Below are 15,532 nucleotides of genomic sequence, written 5' to 3'. Positions count from 1 at the left end.
ATTGAGTGCTGGGGTGACAGTTTTTTTAGGATTCATGGACGAAAACTAAACGATTATTAGTTGACCGTCGTGGGTCATAAGTATAAGTTGGCGACTGAAAATGAGTTAGCTCTTCAATAGTTGTGAGCTGATTTTCGGCGATGAAACGGACCATCTCCCCACGTGCTATTTTAGCGGGGGTGGCGCGAGTCTTGAGTTTGCCGTCTAAAACATGCGCAAAAACTACGTCGACCATTTGATCAGCAGGTTGTAGGTAGGGTGCGATGGTCTTAGAGTATTCATTTGACGCTAAGTTAACGATTGGTCCGTGGCCGCATAGGGCGCGATATAAACGGTCGCCCCAAAAAGCGTAAAGGTTTTTGGCGCCGTTTACTTGTAGACGGGCACCCATCTCCAAACGATAAGGTACGATGCCGTCAAATGGACGGACGATCCCATAAAGACCAGACAAGATCCGAACAGTTTCTTGGAGATGTTCCAGGGCAGCCTGACTTAAAACGTCGGGTGCCATGTACTGGTATTGGATCCCAGAATAGCTAAAGATTGCCGGTGACAGTGGGCGAGTCAAGTCCAGCAATTGTAATTGTTCGTAACTCGTTCGGGTCAATTTGTCGCTGGTTTTCCATAATTTTTGTGCCTGATCGTAAGACAGTTGTTTTAGGGTCTGCAAGATTTCTGCGGCTTGGTTGAGGTGGCATGGTTGACCGCTAGGTGAAAAACTATCTTGGTCCACGACCATTTTTTTAGCGGGTGAAATAATAATGCGCATCGATCATGTTCCTTTCTAATTTGATAATGATTTTTAAAGTTGGTCAGTTATTGCTCCTGTTTACTGTAACATTAATTTAGAGGACAAAATATGTGGTTTGAAAAAGTAATGAATAGTTGACTGTCAGCTAATGAGACCGTTTTCTATGCTATAATTAATCACTAGAGAGCACCAAAATATTTGAATAAAGGAGTCTGCTTGATGCAAAAATTTAGTGCGTATGTTGTGCGAAAAGAAGACGAAGAGGTCGTCGGAGAATTGACCGACTTGCAGCTAGAAGATTTAGGCGAGGGTGATGTCTTAATTCAAGTTGAATATTCATCGTTAAATTACAAGGATATGTTGGCTTTTCAACCGCACGGCGGCGTAATTCGCAATTATCCGCTGATCCCAGGAATTGATTTGGCCGGGACAGTTGTTTCTTCAACGGTTCCTGATTTTCAACCAGGCGACCAAGTTTTGAGTACCGGGTATGGTTTAGGTGTTAGACACGATGGCGGGCTGGCCCAATATGCTAAACTCCCAGCCGAGTGGGTTTTAAAACTGCCGGCTGGATTATCTACGAAAGATGCGATGATCTATGGTACAGCTGGTTTAACAGCTGGTTTGTCAGTGAATGCCTTATTGCAAGCGGGAATGCAGCCGACAGATCAAGTGTTAGTGACTGGCGCAACCGGGGGAGTTGGCAGTATTGCAACTAAGATCCTAGCAAATTTGGGTTATCAGAACTTAACGGCTTTGGTTCGAAAACCGCAACAGGTTCAAGTTGCACAGGGCCTGGGAGCAACAACGGTCTTAGATGCTGCGACATTAAAAGTTGGACGTCCGCTGAAACACCAGACCTTTGATTATGTTTTGGACACGGTGGGCGGCGATGTAACTGCTGCTTTATTAGCGATGTTAAAGAGCGATGGGGCAATGAGTGTCTGCGGTAATGTGGGCGGTAACGAGTTGCAAACTTCCGTACTGCCCTTTATTTTGCGGGGAGTTTCTCTGTTAGGGGTTGATTCTGTGGCCCAGCCTTTATCCCAAAAAGCTGCAATTTGGCAAAAATTAGCGACGCAGTGGCGGGTGGCAGATCAGCTTGTGGTTGATGAAGTCACTCTGACCGGGGTCAAGGACGTTTTACAAAAATTACAGGCGGGCCAGCATCTTGGCCGGACGATCGTCAAAATCAGCTAAAAATAAAAACTAGTTGCCAGGTTTGCTGAGTCAGCAGTAACCTAACAACTAGTTTTTATTTGGGATTTTTAATCGAGCACCGTTAAACAGAAAATTACGCTGATTCAAGTCTAGTCTTTAATGTACTTTTGGGATTGAAGACTAGACTCTAGTAATACTTTCTCTTGTTTCACTCTGCCTTATTTTTATTTTTTTTCCGTTCTTCGCGACTCTTTACAAAGTAGGATTTCGGTCGTCGGTAAGTGAAGCCCTCGCCGGCTGCTTCATTGACGCTAAAGGAGGTCATAAAGGCCTGTGGGTCAACAGAAGAAACAATTTCTTTCAGTTCATGGAGTTCACTTGGGGCTACCGCAACATAAAGAGTGGGACGAGGATCGTGAGAATAAGCACCTTCGCCGTTCAGGATAGTTACACCGCGGTCCATTTTAGCCATGATCATTTCGGAGATCTCATGGTATTTTGAACTAATGATCAAGTTACCGCGAGCTTCGTAGGCACCATCGATTGCAGAGTTGATCAAACGAGTTGCAATGTACGAGTACAGTAAGGTATATGCCATGTGGCGCAAATCAACGTAGACCAAGGAGATAGTTAAAATGACCACGTCGAGCCAGAGCAAAGTTTGCCCCATTGGTACGCCCTTGAAACGTTCAAACATTTTCGCAATAATATCGGTTCCGCCGGTCGTTCCACCAAAACGGTAGACGATCCCTTGGCCAATTCCACCGCAGATCCCAGCACCGACTGAGGCTAGGAATAAGTCATGGTCCAGGTTGATGGTGAGCGGTACACGTTGCCAGATCCAGAGGGTGATCGACAAGACGACTGTTCCGTAAATTGTGTAAATTAAGGCCTGCCTGCCTAGATAACGGTACCCCATCCAAATTAATGGAATGTTTAATAGTAAAGTTGTGTAGGCTGGGTCAATTTTAAAGACCGCTTTTAAAATCAAAGTTACCCCACTTAAACCTCCATCGGCCAAGTTGTTGGCGATGTTAAAGAATACTAATGAAAATGCGAAAACTGCACAGCCCACTGCAATCATGACTAAGTCAAGTACACGGACTGACTCTGGGTTTCTTTCTGCCACAAGCTCACGTCCCTTCTAAAAAGATGTCTAAGTTAATTTTAGCAGATTTCAGAAATGAAAGGGAAAGAATCGTCATTTTGGGGAGTGTTTCTCCCGTTTCACTCCGCTCTGTTTTTAATCAAAACCATATCAATGTGTGGGATGCCATCTTCTAAGTAAGGGTCCGAAACTGCTTGGAAGCCAAATGATCCATAGAATTTTTGGAGGTGAGCCTGGGCCTGGATTTTGACATCTGTTTGGGGGAAGCGGTCATCAATGGCTTGTAAAGCAGCAGTGACGATTTGCCGGCCTAGTTGTTTTCCCCGATATTTTTTCACGACTAAGACTCGCCCAAAACTAATATGAACTTGGTCATCATGCCAGATGATGCGAGAATAGGCGACTAGTTTGTCATGGTCCGTCAAATAAACGTGGAGCGCCGTTTGATCTTTTTGATCAACTTCTTGGTAAGGACAGTTTTGTTCCACTACAAAGACGCGGGTTCGTTCAGCCATAATTTCTAGGAGACGGTCAACGGATAACTCTGCAGTCGATTCAAGGTGAAGAGTGAAATTGTTCATGGACTTAAGCTCCTTTATTGAAGTAATTAATGTAGTTTAGCATAGTACAACACGGCTTTTGATTGCAAGCTAAACGTCACTGTCGATGCTTTAGAAAAATAAATTCAAATAAATAGTTGTAAATGATTGTAATCGCTTTATAAAATTTAGTATAGTACAGGTATAACGAGAAAGGTTGTGAGTGAATTATGAAAAAAATCATCAATGAACCAGGTAATGTTGTCCCCGAAATGGTTGATGGACTAGTTCGTGCTTACCCACAGTATTTACGCCAAATTCCTGAAACAATGGCTGTGATTCGGTCAAATGAAGATTCAATGGCTGGCAAAGTAGGTATCGTTTCTGGTGGGGGCTCTGGTCATGAGCCTTCCCATGCTGGTTTTGTTGGACCTGGGATGTTGTCTGGTGCGGTTTGTGGGCAAGTCTTTACGTCACCAACTCCTGATCAGATCTATGAAGCAATCAAGGCAGCAGATCATGGGAAAGGCGTCTTTTTAGTTTTTAAAAACTATTCTGGGGATGCTATGAACTTTGACATGGCCAAAGATTTAGCTGATGTGGATGACATTGAAGTTAAATCAATTGTCGTTGATGATGATATCGCAGTTGAAGATAGTTTGTATACTCAAGGCAAACGAGGCGTTGCTGGGACAGTCTTTATGCACAAAATTTTAGGTGCGGCAGCTGACCAAGGCGCAAGTTTGGATGAACTCGAAGAATTAGCACAGGCTGTGTTGCCAAATATTAAAACAATTGGAATTGCTTTACATGCAGCGACCGTGCCAGAAGTTGGTAAACCAGGGTTTGAACTAGCAGATGACGAAATCGAATATGGTGTTGGAATCCATAGTGAACCAGGGTATAAGCGTGAAAAAATTAAGGCTTCGAAGGATATGGCAGAGGAATTAGTTGGCCAGCTGGATAAGAGCTTAGGCTTAGACAGTTCTAAGAAGTATGCGGTCATGGTGAACGGAATGGGTGCAACGCCATTGATGGAACAGTATATTTTCTCACATGACTTATTGGATCTTTTAAACGCCAAAGAAATTTCACCAGCCTTCATGAAAGTCGGCAACTATATGACCTCGATTGATATGGCCGGATTATCATTAACAATTTTTGAATTAAAAGAAGATAAGTGGTTAGACTACTTGAACTACAAAGTAGATACAATTGGGTGGTAAAAAACACAGAGCGGAGCAAAGCGGTTAGCTTCCGAGCATATCGGAGCCTAACCTTTAATGCGGTCTAGGCATTGAAGGTTGGGCTTGGATAGGCGGAAGAAGCTGCTTTGAGCAGCTCACAATAAACCTTAGCAGAAAAGGATGGATGAGAATGGCTTTAACAGTTGATAATTTAACAGAATGGATCAATGCTTTTGCACAGAAAGTCACTGATAAAAAAGACTATTTAAGTGAATTAGACACGCCGATCGGTGATGGAGATCATGGTAATAACATGGCTCGTGGTGTTAAAGCAGTTCAAGAATCATTGGATGCGAAAGCACCAGCGGATTTGACCGCAGCTTTTAAACAGATCGCGATGGCTTTGATCAGTAAAGTTGGTGGAGCTTCTGGCCCACTTTATGGCACAGCCTTTTTGGAAATGGCTAAGAAAAGTAAGGACTCGACTGAAATTGCCGATTTATTTGCAGCAGCTGACGCAGGCATTAAAAAGCGTGGTGGCGCACAAGCCGGCGACAAGACGATGGTTGATGTTTGGGAGCCATTGGCAGCTAAATTAGCTTCTGGTTCATTAACCCAAGCTGAAATCGACGAGGCCGTTAATAGTACTGAAGAAATGATTGCGAAAAAAGGTCGTGCTTCATACTTGGGTGAACGTTCTAGTGGGCATTTGGATCCAGGTGCCATGTCTAGCGGTTATTTGTTTACAGCTTTAATTGAAACGGAGGGAATCTTATGACATTAGGAATCACAATAGTTTCACACGTTCCTGATATTGCAGCGGGGTTGCCAAAATTATTAACGCAAGTTGCGGCTGATGTACCGCTAACTTACGCTGGTGGGACCGATGATGGTGATATTGGAACAAGCATGGCTAAAATTAGTCAGGCTTTTGACGACAATGCAGCTGATGAAATTTTGGCCTTCTATGATCTGGGTAGCGCAAAGATGAACTTGGAAATGGCACAAGAAATGTCGGACAAGACGATTCACCTATATGATACTGCGTTGATCGAGGGGGCTTATACAGCAGCTTCATTATTAGAGGCTGGTGTTCCGTTAGCAGATGTGGAAGAACAGTTAAAACCGCTTAAAATTAAGTAATTAACTCTGTGCTAAATAATGCAATGTTATGGGGAACTCTATCGCAAAGGTAGGGTTCTTTTTATGTGATATGAGAGAGTTGAGCCTATTAATAAACAAGTTTTTGTTAGAGAAAATTGGCAAAAAATATTATCTCTGAGATAAAAAAATTGAATTTAAATGCGATGCCATAGACAGATATTAATGCAAACTCGTTGACAGGATGAAAGAGGCCTATCAAAAGAAGCCGAGTAAATCAATGAGCTGTAATTTTAAAATTTGAAAAAAATTTAGCTAAAGAAAAGCTGCCAAGTGGGATTTTTCACTAGAATTAATTTGATAGAAAAGTTGCAAGACCAAACAATAGGGATGACCGGTTGCTCTTACTAGACCAATTTGTGAATTTTACGCAAATTGAATAGAAAATTATCGATACTTTTTGGTTGCACTTGCAAGTAACTTTCGTTATAATCACCTTTGAAAGCGCTTGCTATAAAAATTAAAAAACGCTTTTTAAAATACATAAATTTTCCAATTTTTTCATTATGTAAAAGGAGTGAAATTGACTGTTTTATTCTAAAAAATTGACTTGACTTTTTAAACAACCTTTGACTGTTTACTTATTTTAGTTTAGGGAATTCACAAACTATCAAAAAATATAAATTTTTTTGAAGTAAGATAAAGCCCGTTATATCAACGCTATATCACATTATTTAGATTTACCTAAAGAAATATTGTAAGCAATAAGGTTGTCAAAGTTGAACGAGAGTTTTATAATAACGTAGTTGAATAAGTAAACGGTTTCTTATCTATACATAAAAAAGTATGGAATAGACCAAAATTTAGGAGGATATCAAATGGCAGAAAAGTATATCATGGCGATCGATGAAGGAACAACAAGTACTCGTGCAATCATTTTTGATCATAACGGTAAAGAGGTTGCTGATGGTCAACGTGAATTTACACAGTATTTCCCAAATTCTGGGTGGGTCGAACATGATGCCAATGAAATTTGGAATGCGGTTCAAGCTACAGTTGCTGATGCTTTCATCAATTCAGGCGTTCAACCTGATCAAATCCAAGGAATCGGGATCACTAACCAACGTGAAACAACCGTGATCTGGGATAAGAAGACAGGTTTACCAATTTACAATGCTATCGTTTGGCAATCACGTCAGACTGCTGACATTGCTAACAAGATCATTGACGATGGTCATTCAGACATGATTCACGAAAAGACAGGTTTGTTAGTTGACCCTTACTTCTCAGCTACAAAAATCCGTTGGATCTTAGACCATGTTGAAGGCGCACAAGAACGTGCTGAAAAAGGTGAATTGCTTTTCGGTACAATTGACACATGGTTAGTTTGGAAGTTAACTGGTGGCAAGTCACATGTGACTGACTACTCTAACGCTTCACGGACAATGTTATTTAACATCCATGACTTAGCTTGGGACAAAGATATCTTGAAGCTTTTGAATATTCCTGAAATTATGTTGCCAGAACCAAAAGGTAACTCAGAAGTTTATGGTTACACAATGGATTATCACTTCTACGGTAGCCGCGTGCCAGTTTCTGGTATGGCAGGAGACCAGCAGTCAGCTCTCTTCGGCCAATTGGCATTGAAGAAGGGTATGGTTAAGAACACGTACGGTACTGGTGCCTTCGTTTTGATGAACACTGGTGAAGAACCAATCATCTCAAAGAACAACTTGTTAACAACAATTGGTTACTCAATCAACGGTAAAGTTAACTACGTACTTGAAGGTTCTGTCTTCGTTGCTGGTTCTGCTTTGCAATGGTTACGTGACGGGATGAAGATGATCGAATCTGCTCCTGAATCAGAACAATTCGCTAACGAATCTGAAAATGATGATGAAGTATATGTAGTTCCTGCCTTTACTGGTTTGGGTGCCCCATACTGGGATTCTGCAGCTCGTGGTGCTGTCTTTGGTTTGACACGTGGTACATCTAACAAAGACTTCATCAAGGCTACATTACAATCATTGGCTTACCAATCACGTGACGTTATTGACACAATGTACAAAGATACTGGTATCGAAATTCCAGCATTGCGTGTTGATGGTGGTGCTGCTCGTAACGACTACTTGCTACAATTCCAAGCAGACTTGTTAGACACACCAGTTGAACGTGTTGCTAACTTGGAAACAACAGCGATGGGTGCTGCTTTCTTGGCTGGCCTTGGCTGTGGTTTCTGGAAAGACACAGACGAATTAACAGACATGTTTGAAATTGGCCAACGTTTCGAACCTAAAATGGATGCAGCTCGTCGTGACCACTTGTATGAAGGTTGGACACAAGCTGTTGCTGCAACAAGATCATTTAAACCAGCTAACTAAGAGTGACCAAGCTGTTAAAAAAGCTGACAGGCAAGAGAGAAAAATATGTAGTTGAATAGGGTAAATACCTTACGCAACTCGGTGTTAACAGTCTACGTGGGACAATTTATTGTTCCACGTAGCTTGATTTAAAACGAGGAGGATATTGAATTGAAATTTTCTTATAAATCCAGAAAAGAAACAATTGACGGCCTTAAGAATACCGATTTAGACCTACTAGTTATTGGTGGTGGGATCACAGGTGCCGGTGTAGCGATCCAAGCTGCCAAGGCTGGTGCAAAAGTTGGTTTGCTTGAAATGCAAGATTTTGCTGAAGGGACAAGTTCTCGTTCAACTAAATTAGTGCATGGTGGGATCCGTTATCTGAAGACTTTTGATGTTGGGGTTGTTTCTGACACAGTTAAGGAACGTGCTGTCGTTCAAGGAATTGCACCACATATTCCAAAGCCATTCCCAATGTTGCTGCCAATTTACGACACACCTGACCAAACATTTGACATGTTCAGTGTTAAAATCGCGATGGACTTGTATGACCGCTTAGCTGGGGTTGAAGCTAGCCAATACGCTAACTACACGATCGATCGTGACGAAGTTTTGCAACGTGAACCTGGTTTGAAGAGCGATAAGCTGCTCGGTGCCGGTGTTTACTTGGATTACGTTAACAATGATGCACGTTTGGTAATCGAAAACATCAAGGAAGCTGCAGAAATGGGCGGCTTAATGGCTAGCCGTGTTAAAGCTGTCAGCGTTTCTCATGATGAAGCTGGTAAGATCAACGGTGTTAAAGCCCAAGATGTTCTATCTGGTGAAGAATTTGATGTGAATGCTAAATTAGTGATCAACACGACTGGTCCATGGTCATCTAAGTTCCTCGGCTTAGACGACAAGAATGGGGATAATGGTCAAGTGATCCGTCCTACTAAAGGTGTTCACTTGGTAATTGATGAATCAAGATTAAGTGTTCCACAACCAACTTATTCTGATTCAGGTTTCAATGATGGCCGGATGATCTTCGTTGTTCCACGGGAAGGTAAAACTTACTTTGGTACAACTGATACAGATTACACTGGTGATTATACTCACCCAACAGTTGAACAAGCTGATGTCGACTACTTGTTAAGTGCAATTAACAACCGTTTCCCAGAAGCTAAGATCACAATTGATGATATTGAAGCTTCTTGGGCCGGAATTCGTCCATTGCTTGGTTCTAACGCTGGTTCTGACTACAATGGTGGCGGCGCCAATGTTGGTAAAGTTTCAGACGAAAGTTTTGCAAACTTGATCGACACAGTTGGTAAATTCAACCAGGGTGAAGTTGAACGTGCTGATGTTGAAAAAGCAATTAGTTCTTTGAAGACATCTAGCGGTGAAAAAGAAGTTTCTGCTTCTCAAGTTTCACGTGGTTCATCACTTGACGTTGGTGACGATGGTTTGATCACTCTTTCAGGTGGTAAGATCACTGACTACCGTAAGATGGCTGCAGGTGCAATGGAATTGATCACTAAGACATTGAAGGATGAATTCAACGTTGAAATTAAGACGATCGATTCTACTAAACTGCAAGTTTCTGGTGGTCACTTTGACCCAACTAACGTGGAAAAGACTTTGGACTTCTATACCAAACTTGCCGTTGGTAAGGGAATTCCTCAGGATGAAGCTGAAGATTTGGCTAACCGTTTTGGTTCAAACACAGGTCGCGTAGTTTCATATGCAGGGCATGTGGAAGTTGCTCCTGGTTTGACTTTAGCTGATACGATCAGTTTGCATTACTCGATCAATGAAGAAATGACATTGACTCCAGTTGATTACCTCTTACGTCGGACAAACTTTGTTTTGTTCCACGAAGACAAATTAGCTGAAAAGAAGGATGCCATCGTTGACGAAATGGCTCGTGTCTTGGACTGGTCAGCTGATGAAAAACAAAAACAGGCTGATGAATTGAATGCTTTGATTGCAGAAACACGTTTGGATGCATTAAAAAAATAAGTGAGTAAAGTCGCACTCAGTACTTCGAATGACTACTCATTTAACAATTTAGAATGGCTGTAACACTGACTTAATTGTCAGTGTTACATATTGATTATGAAGTTAATTTGAAATAAGCTAAAATTCCTTATTTCAAACACATATAGGAGGAAAAATTATGGGAACTATTGCCACACAAGCTATCGGTGAATTCATCGGTACTTTCGTGCTACTTGTATTAGGTAACGGTGTTTGTGCCGCTGTCAACTTGAACAAATCAAAGGCTCAGGGTGCTGACTGGATCGTTATCGCTCTTGGATGGGGCTTAGCCGTAACAATGGGTGCTTACGTTGGCGGAATGATGGGCCCTGCTCATCTTAACCCTGCTGTAACAATCGCTTTCGCAGTGATCGGCTTGACAAAATGGGCTGCTGTTGTACCATACATCATTGCTCAATTCTTAGGTGCTATCCTTGGTGCCGCAGTCGTTTGGTTAGCTTACCTTCCACATTGGAAAGAAACCAAAGATGCAGATACAATTTTGGGTGTTTTCGCTACAGAACCTGCTATCCGCAGCTTAGGCGCTAACTTCGTAACTGAAGCAGTTGGTACAGCTGTCTTGACACTTGGCTTGGCAACATTTGGTCATGGTTCAATGGCTGATGGCTTGAACCCAGTAGTTGCTGGTTTACTGATTGTTGCTATCGGTCTTTCACTTGGCGGCCCTACAGGTTACGCTATCAACCCTGCCCGTGATATGGGTCCTCGTATTGCTCATGCTATCTTGCCAATCGCCAACAAGGGCGGCAACGACTGGGCATACAGTGTTGTTCCATTCTTTGGACCAATCGTTGGTGGTATCGTCGGAGCATTGATCTTCGCCGTTTTGCCAATCTAAACTAAAAATATTTTTTAAAAGCTCTGAGACTAGTAAAGTCTCGGGGCTTTTTTTGGATCACAAAAATAATTTATATTTTTTGAAAACGTTTTATTGCTTTTAACTAGCTCTGCGTGTAATATAATTAGTGGGCACAAATAAAATAAGCGCCGATACATTTTTATTGAAATTGATGTAGTTTAGCGCTGACAGGTGCTGCTAAAAATTAGCGAGAAAGGAGGAAAAAGTATGTATCATGAAGTAGCTGAGGAACTCATTCAAGATATTTTGGCCAACAAATATACGGACAAATTACCAACGGAAAAAGAGTTAGTGGAACAATATCAAGTTAGTCGGAATACTATTCGTAAGGCGCTAGATGTAGTATTTGCCCATGGTATGTTACGGCGAGTCCGTGGCAGCGGGTATTACATTATCAAAAAACCGCTGCAGTCACAGACGGTCTTAAACCTTTCAATTGGGTTCGATAAAAATTCGATGGTTTCAGGTGGACCGTTGCGTTCTAAGGTAGTTTTGTTTGACGTGATCGAAGCAGATGATGAGTTAGCCCGACGCGGAAATGTGCATGTGGGTGAAAAAATGTATCAGGTAGTTCGGTTGCGTTATTTGAAAGACAAGTTGTATTCATTAGAAGAGTCATACTTTCCACGAGCGGTCGTTCCGTTTTTGTCACAGGAAAGTGTTGAACATTCAATTTTTAGTTTTTTGAAAGAAGCATATCAAATCACTGGGAATACGTCTGAAAACTATGTGCATATGCAAGCTCTAACTGCTAGGCAAGCTGAATTAATGGAACGTCGTAAAGACGAGCAGATCATGTGTTTAGATGGGATCAACTATCTGGCTAGTGGTAAAGTTTTTAACTTTTCACGGACTTATTTTGCTTATCCTGATTTAGCACTGTATTATCACACGCAAAGTCTCGATATTTAAAAAGAAATAGACAGTTAGATTTCAGTTTTGCAACAACTTATAATAAGATAGGAGTGTAATACAAAATGAACGCATTTATTAATTGGTTAGATAAACATATTGTTCCAATTGCAGCAAAAATTGGCTCCGTGCGGTGGCTGATCGCGTTACGTGATGCCTTTATTGCGATTATGCCAGCAATGATGGCTGGGGCGGTCGCTAATGTTTTGAACGCTTTGATCAGAGATATCCCTAATCAGATGGGGTGGACTGGAATTGTCACTTCGATGCAATGGCTGATCGATATTAATGCCATGGTTTGGACCGGAACTTTAGCTATTTTAGGTTTGATTTTTTCATTTACATTCGGTTACCAGTTGGCAGTACAATATAAAGTCGAACCGATCACTGGTGGGGTCGTTACTTTAGGCTCATTCATCATCAGTTTGCCGCAAGCTGCTTCCTTACATTTAGGAACAACTTTGGGCAAAGGGGCTGTGAAGGCCTTAACTGATGCTGGTGCCGCTGTGACTGGCAAAGATGTCTCCATGTGGGGGTTACTTTAACTTCGGTCAATTTTTTGGCTCAACCGGCTTCTTTACAGTCATGATCATGGGGGCAATTTCTTCCACGATTTATATCTGGTTGATGAAGAAAAATATTACGATCAAGATGCCTGATTCAGTTCCGCCTGCAGTTGCGAATGCCTTTACTGGAATCATTCCAGCAACAGCCGCTTTATATGTTTCCGGAATCATTGGTTACATCTTTAGCAAAGTTGGCACAACAGTGATTGAATTTGTCGCTAAGACTTTACAAGATCCATTGTTGAATCTGAGCCAAGGCTTTGGTGCGGTGATTTTGATGGTGATTTTGGTCCAAATTTTCTGGTTCTTTGGAATTCACGGAACCAACGTTTTGGGTCCAGTTATGGACAGTATTTGGTTAACAGCTCAGTTAGCTAACATTAATGCTTTCCAACAAGGCAAGGCCTTACCATACTTGTGGACTAGAAACAGTTTTGACCTTTACGGCTGGATCGGTGGTGCTGGTTCGACCTTACTATTACTATTGGCTATTTTGATGTTCTCGAAGCGTGATGATCAACGAGCAGTTGCCAAACTGTCACTTGCGCCAGGATTTTTTAACATCAATGAACCAGTGATGTTTGGGATGCCAATTGTTTTAGACCCAATTTACTTTATTCCATTCATTTTGGCACCAACAGTAATGGTTTCAATTGCCTACGGTGCAGTGACACTTGGTTGGGTCGAACCAATCAAGAACCAAATTATTTGGTCAATGCCACCAGTGATCAACGTTTTGATCGCTACGATGGACTGGCGTGCGGTGGTATTGCAGCTCTTTAATATGTTTATTGGCTTTATGATTTATGTACCATTTGTTAAGGCAGCTAACAAATTGAGTCCAGCTAAAGGATGAAAGCAGTCAAAAACTTGCTAGTTTTCGCACTGGGAATAAGTTTAGCACTGATCTTTTGCAGTTCCATGTTTAAGCTGCCGACCCGGTTGTGGGTCCTTGGAATTGGAGTAGTTTGTACGATGATCACGGGCTGCTTATTACACAGCGTTCGAAAAGAGGAAGGAAGAGACAAGCATGAAAATTAGCATGACTTTAGATGCGCCGGCGGAATTTTTGTACCATGAATTGATCGAATCAGCATTAGAGGATATTCGTTCACAGGTGGGTAAGAAGATTTCGTGGCGTGATTTACCTGGCTATACCTATGAGAAAAAATGGTCAACTGGCAAAGTAGCGCAGATGCACATTGATTCTGCGACACCAAGTCAAGTCTATGGTTATACCATGACGACTGGTGACCAAGAATTTGTCGTTGAATATCGGTTAGAACCGAAAAACGAGCGGCAAACGCAGTTAGAGTATTCCGAGGATAATCATGCCAAAGACGCTAAAGCCGGTGCTAATCAAAGAATCGGGACCTTTGCCTTTGGCTGGCTGCATAAAAGAAGATTCAAAAAAATGGCCAGAAAGATGGCAGAGCAGTATTATAAGTAGTGAACGACCTGAAACGGAAGGCCACGAGCATTATCGGGCTTGCTGTTTAAGACGGTTTAGGTCTTGAGCAGCAAGTGGGATAAGCGGAATGGCCTGTTTCAAGGGAGTTGTCCTAGTAGTGAACGACTAGCAGATGCACGAGAGATGATTAGCAGAGATGAGAGGTTAAGCAATGAGACAATTAGGTGTTTCGATTTACCCAGAGCAAAGTACGTTTGAACAAGATCAACAGTATTTAAAGTTAGCCCAACAGTATGGCTATTCTCGGATTTTTACTTCCCTATTGCAGTTAAAGGGTGAAGGCGGCGCAGATATTTTAGCGCAGTTTAAAAAGACTGTGGCTTATGGTAATGAGCTAGGCTTTAAAACTGTAGTGGATGTTAATCCGGAACTCTTTGCGGAATTGGGCTTGGAGTATACCGACTTACATGTTCTCCGTGATTTAGGTGTTTGGGGCATGCGGTTAGACGAAGGGTTTACGGGCAGAGAAGAAGCACAAATGACGCATAATCCCTATGGTTTAAAGATTGAGTTGAATATGAGTCAGGGTACGAATTACCTGGATAGCATTATGGCATATGCGCCTGAATTGGATAATTTGATTGGCTGCCATAACTTTTATCCGCAAGAATATACTGGTTTAAGCGATGAGATTTTTATGGATTATTCGCAAAAATATCGGCAATATTCCTTGCATACGGCTGCGTTTGTTTCATCTCATGAAGCAAGCTTTGGACCATGGCCAGTTAATGAAGGTTTGCCAACCATGGAAAGTGACCGTCATCGTCGTCTAGCTAGCCAAGTTACTCACCTGCAGTTAACAGGGATGATTGATGATGTCATCATCGGTAATGCCTATGCTTCTGAAGCTGAATTGGCAGAAGTCGCAGCCGCATTTAAGACTGACTACCCAACGCTCCACGTGCGGTTAGCAGCTGATATAACTGCTTTGGAGCAAAAGATTATTCTAACTCCAGCTCATTTGTACCGTGGCGATGCATCGGCTTACTTGTTGCGTGATACTATGCCACGTGTGGTTTATAGTGCAGAAAGTATTCCGGCTCATGGCGAATTTACTCAGTTACACCGGGGACAGCTGGTCGTAGTTAATGATGGCTATCCACGTTATAAGGGTGAGTTGCAAGTAGTATTAACTGACATGCCAAATGATGGACGCAGAAATGTCGTTGGTCAACTGACGACTGATGATTTATTATTATTGGACTTGCTTAAACCATGGAGTACATTTAACTTGGTTGAAGCATAATTGAAGATTGAATTCAGAAAAGCAGTTTTAGTCGAAGATGACTAAGGCTGCTTTTCTGAATAGAGACCTCTGCCAAACTGGGGAATTGGCTGTGGATGATGACAAAAACTATCATAGTTACTCTAACGATGTAATGAACATGTTGTACTATTTCTTTGTAAGGACTTGATTGATTTTAATATAGAATATGGTATTGTAAATTCGTAGGAACAAATAAGCAAATAG

General features: G+C 41.9%; 13 protein-coding genes and 1 pseudogene. 11 read left to right on the top strand and 3 right to left on the bottom strand.

All coding sequences use genetic code 11. The features are described 5' to 3' along the window. Nucleotides 1–25 precede the first annotated feature (25 nt). Nucleotides 26–769: a peroxide stress protein YaaA gene (gene yaaA / locus LPAF129_RS04390; protein ID WP_244054944.1), complete on the bottom strand. Its 744-nt coding sequence runs from the start codon at nt 767–769 to the stop codon at nt 26–28. Nucleotides 770–970: 201 nt separating this feature from the next. On the opposite strand from yaaA, the gene LPAF129_RS04385 reads away from it, so the two are divergent. Continuing rightward, nucleotides 971–1,951, top strand: coding sequence for a YhdH/YhfP family quinone oxidoreductase (locus LPAF129_RS04385; protein ID WP_244054943.1), 981 nt, complete (start codon nt 971–973; stop codon nt 1,949–1,951). A 169-nt stretch (nt 1,952–2,120) separates the two neighbouring features. Here the strand turns inward: LPAF129_RS04385 and LPAF129_RS04380 are convergent, their stop codons facing one another. Further along, nucleotides 2,121–3,041: a YitT family protein gene (locus LPAF129_RS04380; RefSeq protein WP_244054942.1), complete on the bottom strand. Its 921-nt coding sequence runs from the start codon at nt 3,039–3,041 to the stop codon at nt 2,121–2,123. Between the two features lie 98 nt (nt 3,042–3,139). Continuing rightward, nucleotides 3,140–3,601, bottom strand: a complete 462-nt coding sequence (locus LPAF129_RS04375) for a GNAT family N-acetyltransferase (protein WP_244054941.1) — start codon at nt 3,599–3,601, stop codon at nt 3,140–3,142. 188 nt (nt 3,602–3,789) lie between these two features. On the opposite strand from LPAF129_RS04375, the gene dhaK reads away from it, so the two are divergent. The 10 genes and pseudogenes from dhaK to LPAF129_RS04325 all read left to right on the top strand — a co-directional run bounded on the left by dhaK (nt 3,790) and on the right by LPAF129_RS04325 (nt 15,307). Continuing rightward, nucleotides 3,790–4,785, top strand: coding sequence for a dihydroxyacetone kinase subunit DhaK (dhaK, locus tag LPAF129_RS04370; protein ID WP_244054940.1), 996 nt, complete (start codon nt 3,790–3,792; stop codon nt 4,783–4,785). A gap of 151 nt (nt 4,786–4,936) precedes the next feature. Beyond that, the gene (gene dhaL, locus LPAF129_RS04365; protein WP_244054939.1) at nt 4,937–5,524 is read left to right on the top strand and encodes a dihydroxyacetone kinase subunit DhaL; all 588 of its coding nucleotides are present in this window, start codon (nt 4,937–4,939) and stop codon (nt 5,522–5,524) included. Continuing rightward, nucleotides 5,521–5,889 (top strand): dihydroxyacetone kinase phosphoryl donor subunit DhaM, encoded by a 369-nt coding sequence (gene dhaM / locus LPAF129_RS04360; protein ID WP_244054938.1) that lies wholly within the window; start codon nt 5,521–5,523, stop codon nt 5,887–5,889. The genes dhaL and dhaM overlap by 4 nt, the downstream gene beginning before the upstream one ends. Before the next feature lie 836 nt (nt 5,890–6,725). Continuing rightward, on the top strand, nt 6,726–8,228 hold the full coding sequence (gene glpK / locus LPAF129_RS04355; protein ID WP_244054937.1) for a glycerol kinase GlpK: 1,503 nt from the start codon (nt 6,726–6,728) through the stop codon (nt 8,226–8,228). Nucleotides 8,229–8,378: 150 nt separating this feature from the next. Continuing rightward, complete coding sequence (gene glpO, locus LPAF129_RS04350) at nt 8,379–10,214, top strand: type 1 glycerol-3-phosphate oxidase (protein WP_244054936.1); 1,836 nt, start codon at nt 8,379–8,381, stop codon at nt 10,212–10,214. 166 nt (nt 10,215–10,380) lie between these two features. Next, nucleotides 10,381–11,091 (top strand): MIP/aquaporin family protein, encoded by a 711-nt coding sequence (locus LPAF129_RS04345; RefSeq protein ID WP_244054982.1) that lies wholly within the window; start codon nt 10,381–10,383, stop codon nt 11,089–11,091. A gap of 228 nt (nt 11,092–11,319) precedes the next feature. After that, the gene (locus LPAF129_RS04340) at nt 11,320–12,024 is read left to right on the top strand and encodes a GntR family transcriptional regulator (protein WP_244054935.1); all 705 of its coding nucleotides are present in this window, start codon (nt 11,320–11,322) and stop codon (nt 12,022–12,024) included. 65 nt (nt 12,025–12,089) lie between these two features. Then, nucleotides 12,090–13,446: pseudogene (locus tag LPAF129_RS04335) on the top strand (PTS sugar transporter subunit IIC). Nucleotides 13,447–13,620: 174 nt separating this feature from the next. Further along, on the top strand, nt 13,621–14,040 hold the full coding sequence (locus LPAF129_RS04330) for a DUF3284 domain-containing protein (RefSeq protein WP_244054934.1): 420 nt from the start codon (nt 13,621–13,623) through the stop codon (nt 14,038–14,040). A 172-nt stretch (nt 14,041–14,212) separates the two neighbouring features. Then, entirely contained in the window at nt 14,213–15,307 is a 1,095-nt protein-coding gene (locus LPAF129_RS04325) for a DUF871 domain-containing protein (protein ID WP_244054933.1), read from the top strand. Nucleotides 15,308–15,532 lie beyond the last annotated feature (225 nt).

Source organism: Ligilactobacillus pabuli, from assembly GCF_022836475.1.
Classification (GTDB): domain Bacteria; phylum Bacillota; class Bacilli; order Lactobacillales; family Lactobacillaceae; genus Ligilactobacillus; species Ligilactobacillus pabuli.
This window is presented reverse-complemented; position numbering and strand designations above follow the sequence as displayed.

Bases quoted from the DNA above. Each gene is read 5' to 3' on its own strand.
- yaaA (WP_244054944.1), bottom strand. From the start codon at position 769: ATGCGCATTATTATTTCACCCGCTAAAAAAATGGTCGTGGACCAAGAT.
- LPAF129_RS04325 (WP_244054933.1), top strand. From the start codon at position 14,213: ATGAGACAATTAGGTGTTTCGATTTACCCAGAGCAAAGTACGTTTGAA.
- LPAF129_RS04385 (WP_244054943.1), top strand. From the start codon at position 971: ATGCAAAAATTTAGTGCGTATGTTGTGCGAAAAGAAGACGAAGAGGTC.
- glpK (WP_244054937.1), top strand. From the start codon at position 6,726: ATGGCAGAAAAGTATATCATGGCGATCGATGAAGGAACAACAAGTACT.
- LPAF129_RS04330 (WP_244054934.1), top strand. From the start codon at position 13,621: ATGAAAATTAGCATGACTTTAGATGCGCCGGCGGAATTTTTGTACCAT.
- LPAF129_RS04375 (WP_244054941.1), bottom strand. From the start codon at position 3,601: ATGAACAATTTCACTCTTCACCTTGAATCGACTGCAGAGTTATCCGTT.
- LPAF129_RS04340 (WP_244054935.1), top strand. From the start codon at position 11,320: ATGTATCATGAAGTAGCTGAGGAACTCATTCAAGATATTTTGGCCAAC.
- dhaM (WP_244054938.1), top strand. From the start codon at position 5,521: ATGACATTAGGAATCACAATAGTTTCACACGTTCCTGATATTGCAGCG.
- dhaL (WP_244054939.1), top strand. From the start codon at position 4,937: ATGGCTTTAACAGTTGATAATTTAACAGAATGGATCAATGCTTTTGCA.
- dhaK (WP_244054940.1), top strand. From the start codon at position 3,790: ATGAAAAAAATCATCAATGAACCAGGTAATGTTGTCCCCGAAATGGTT.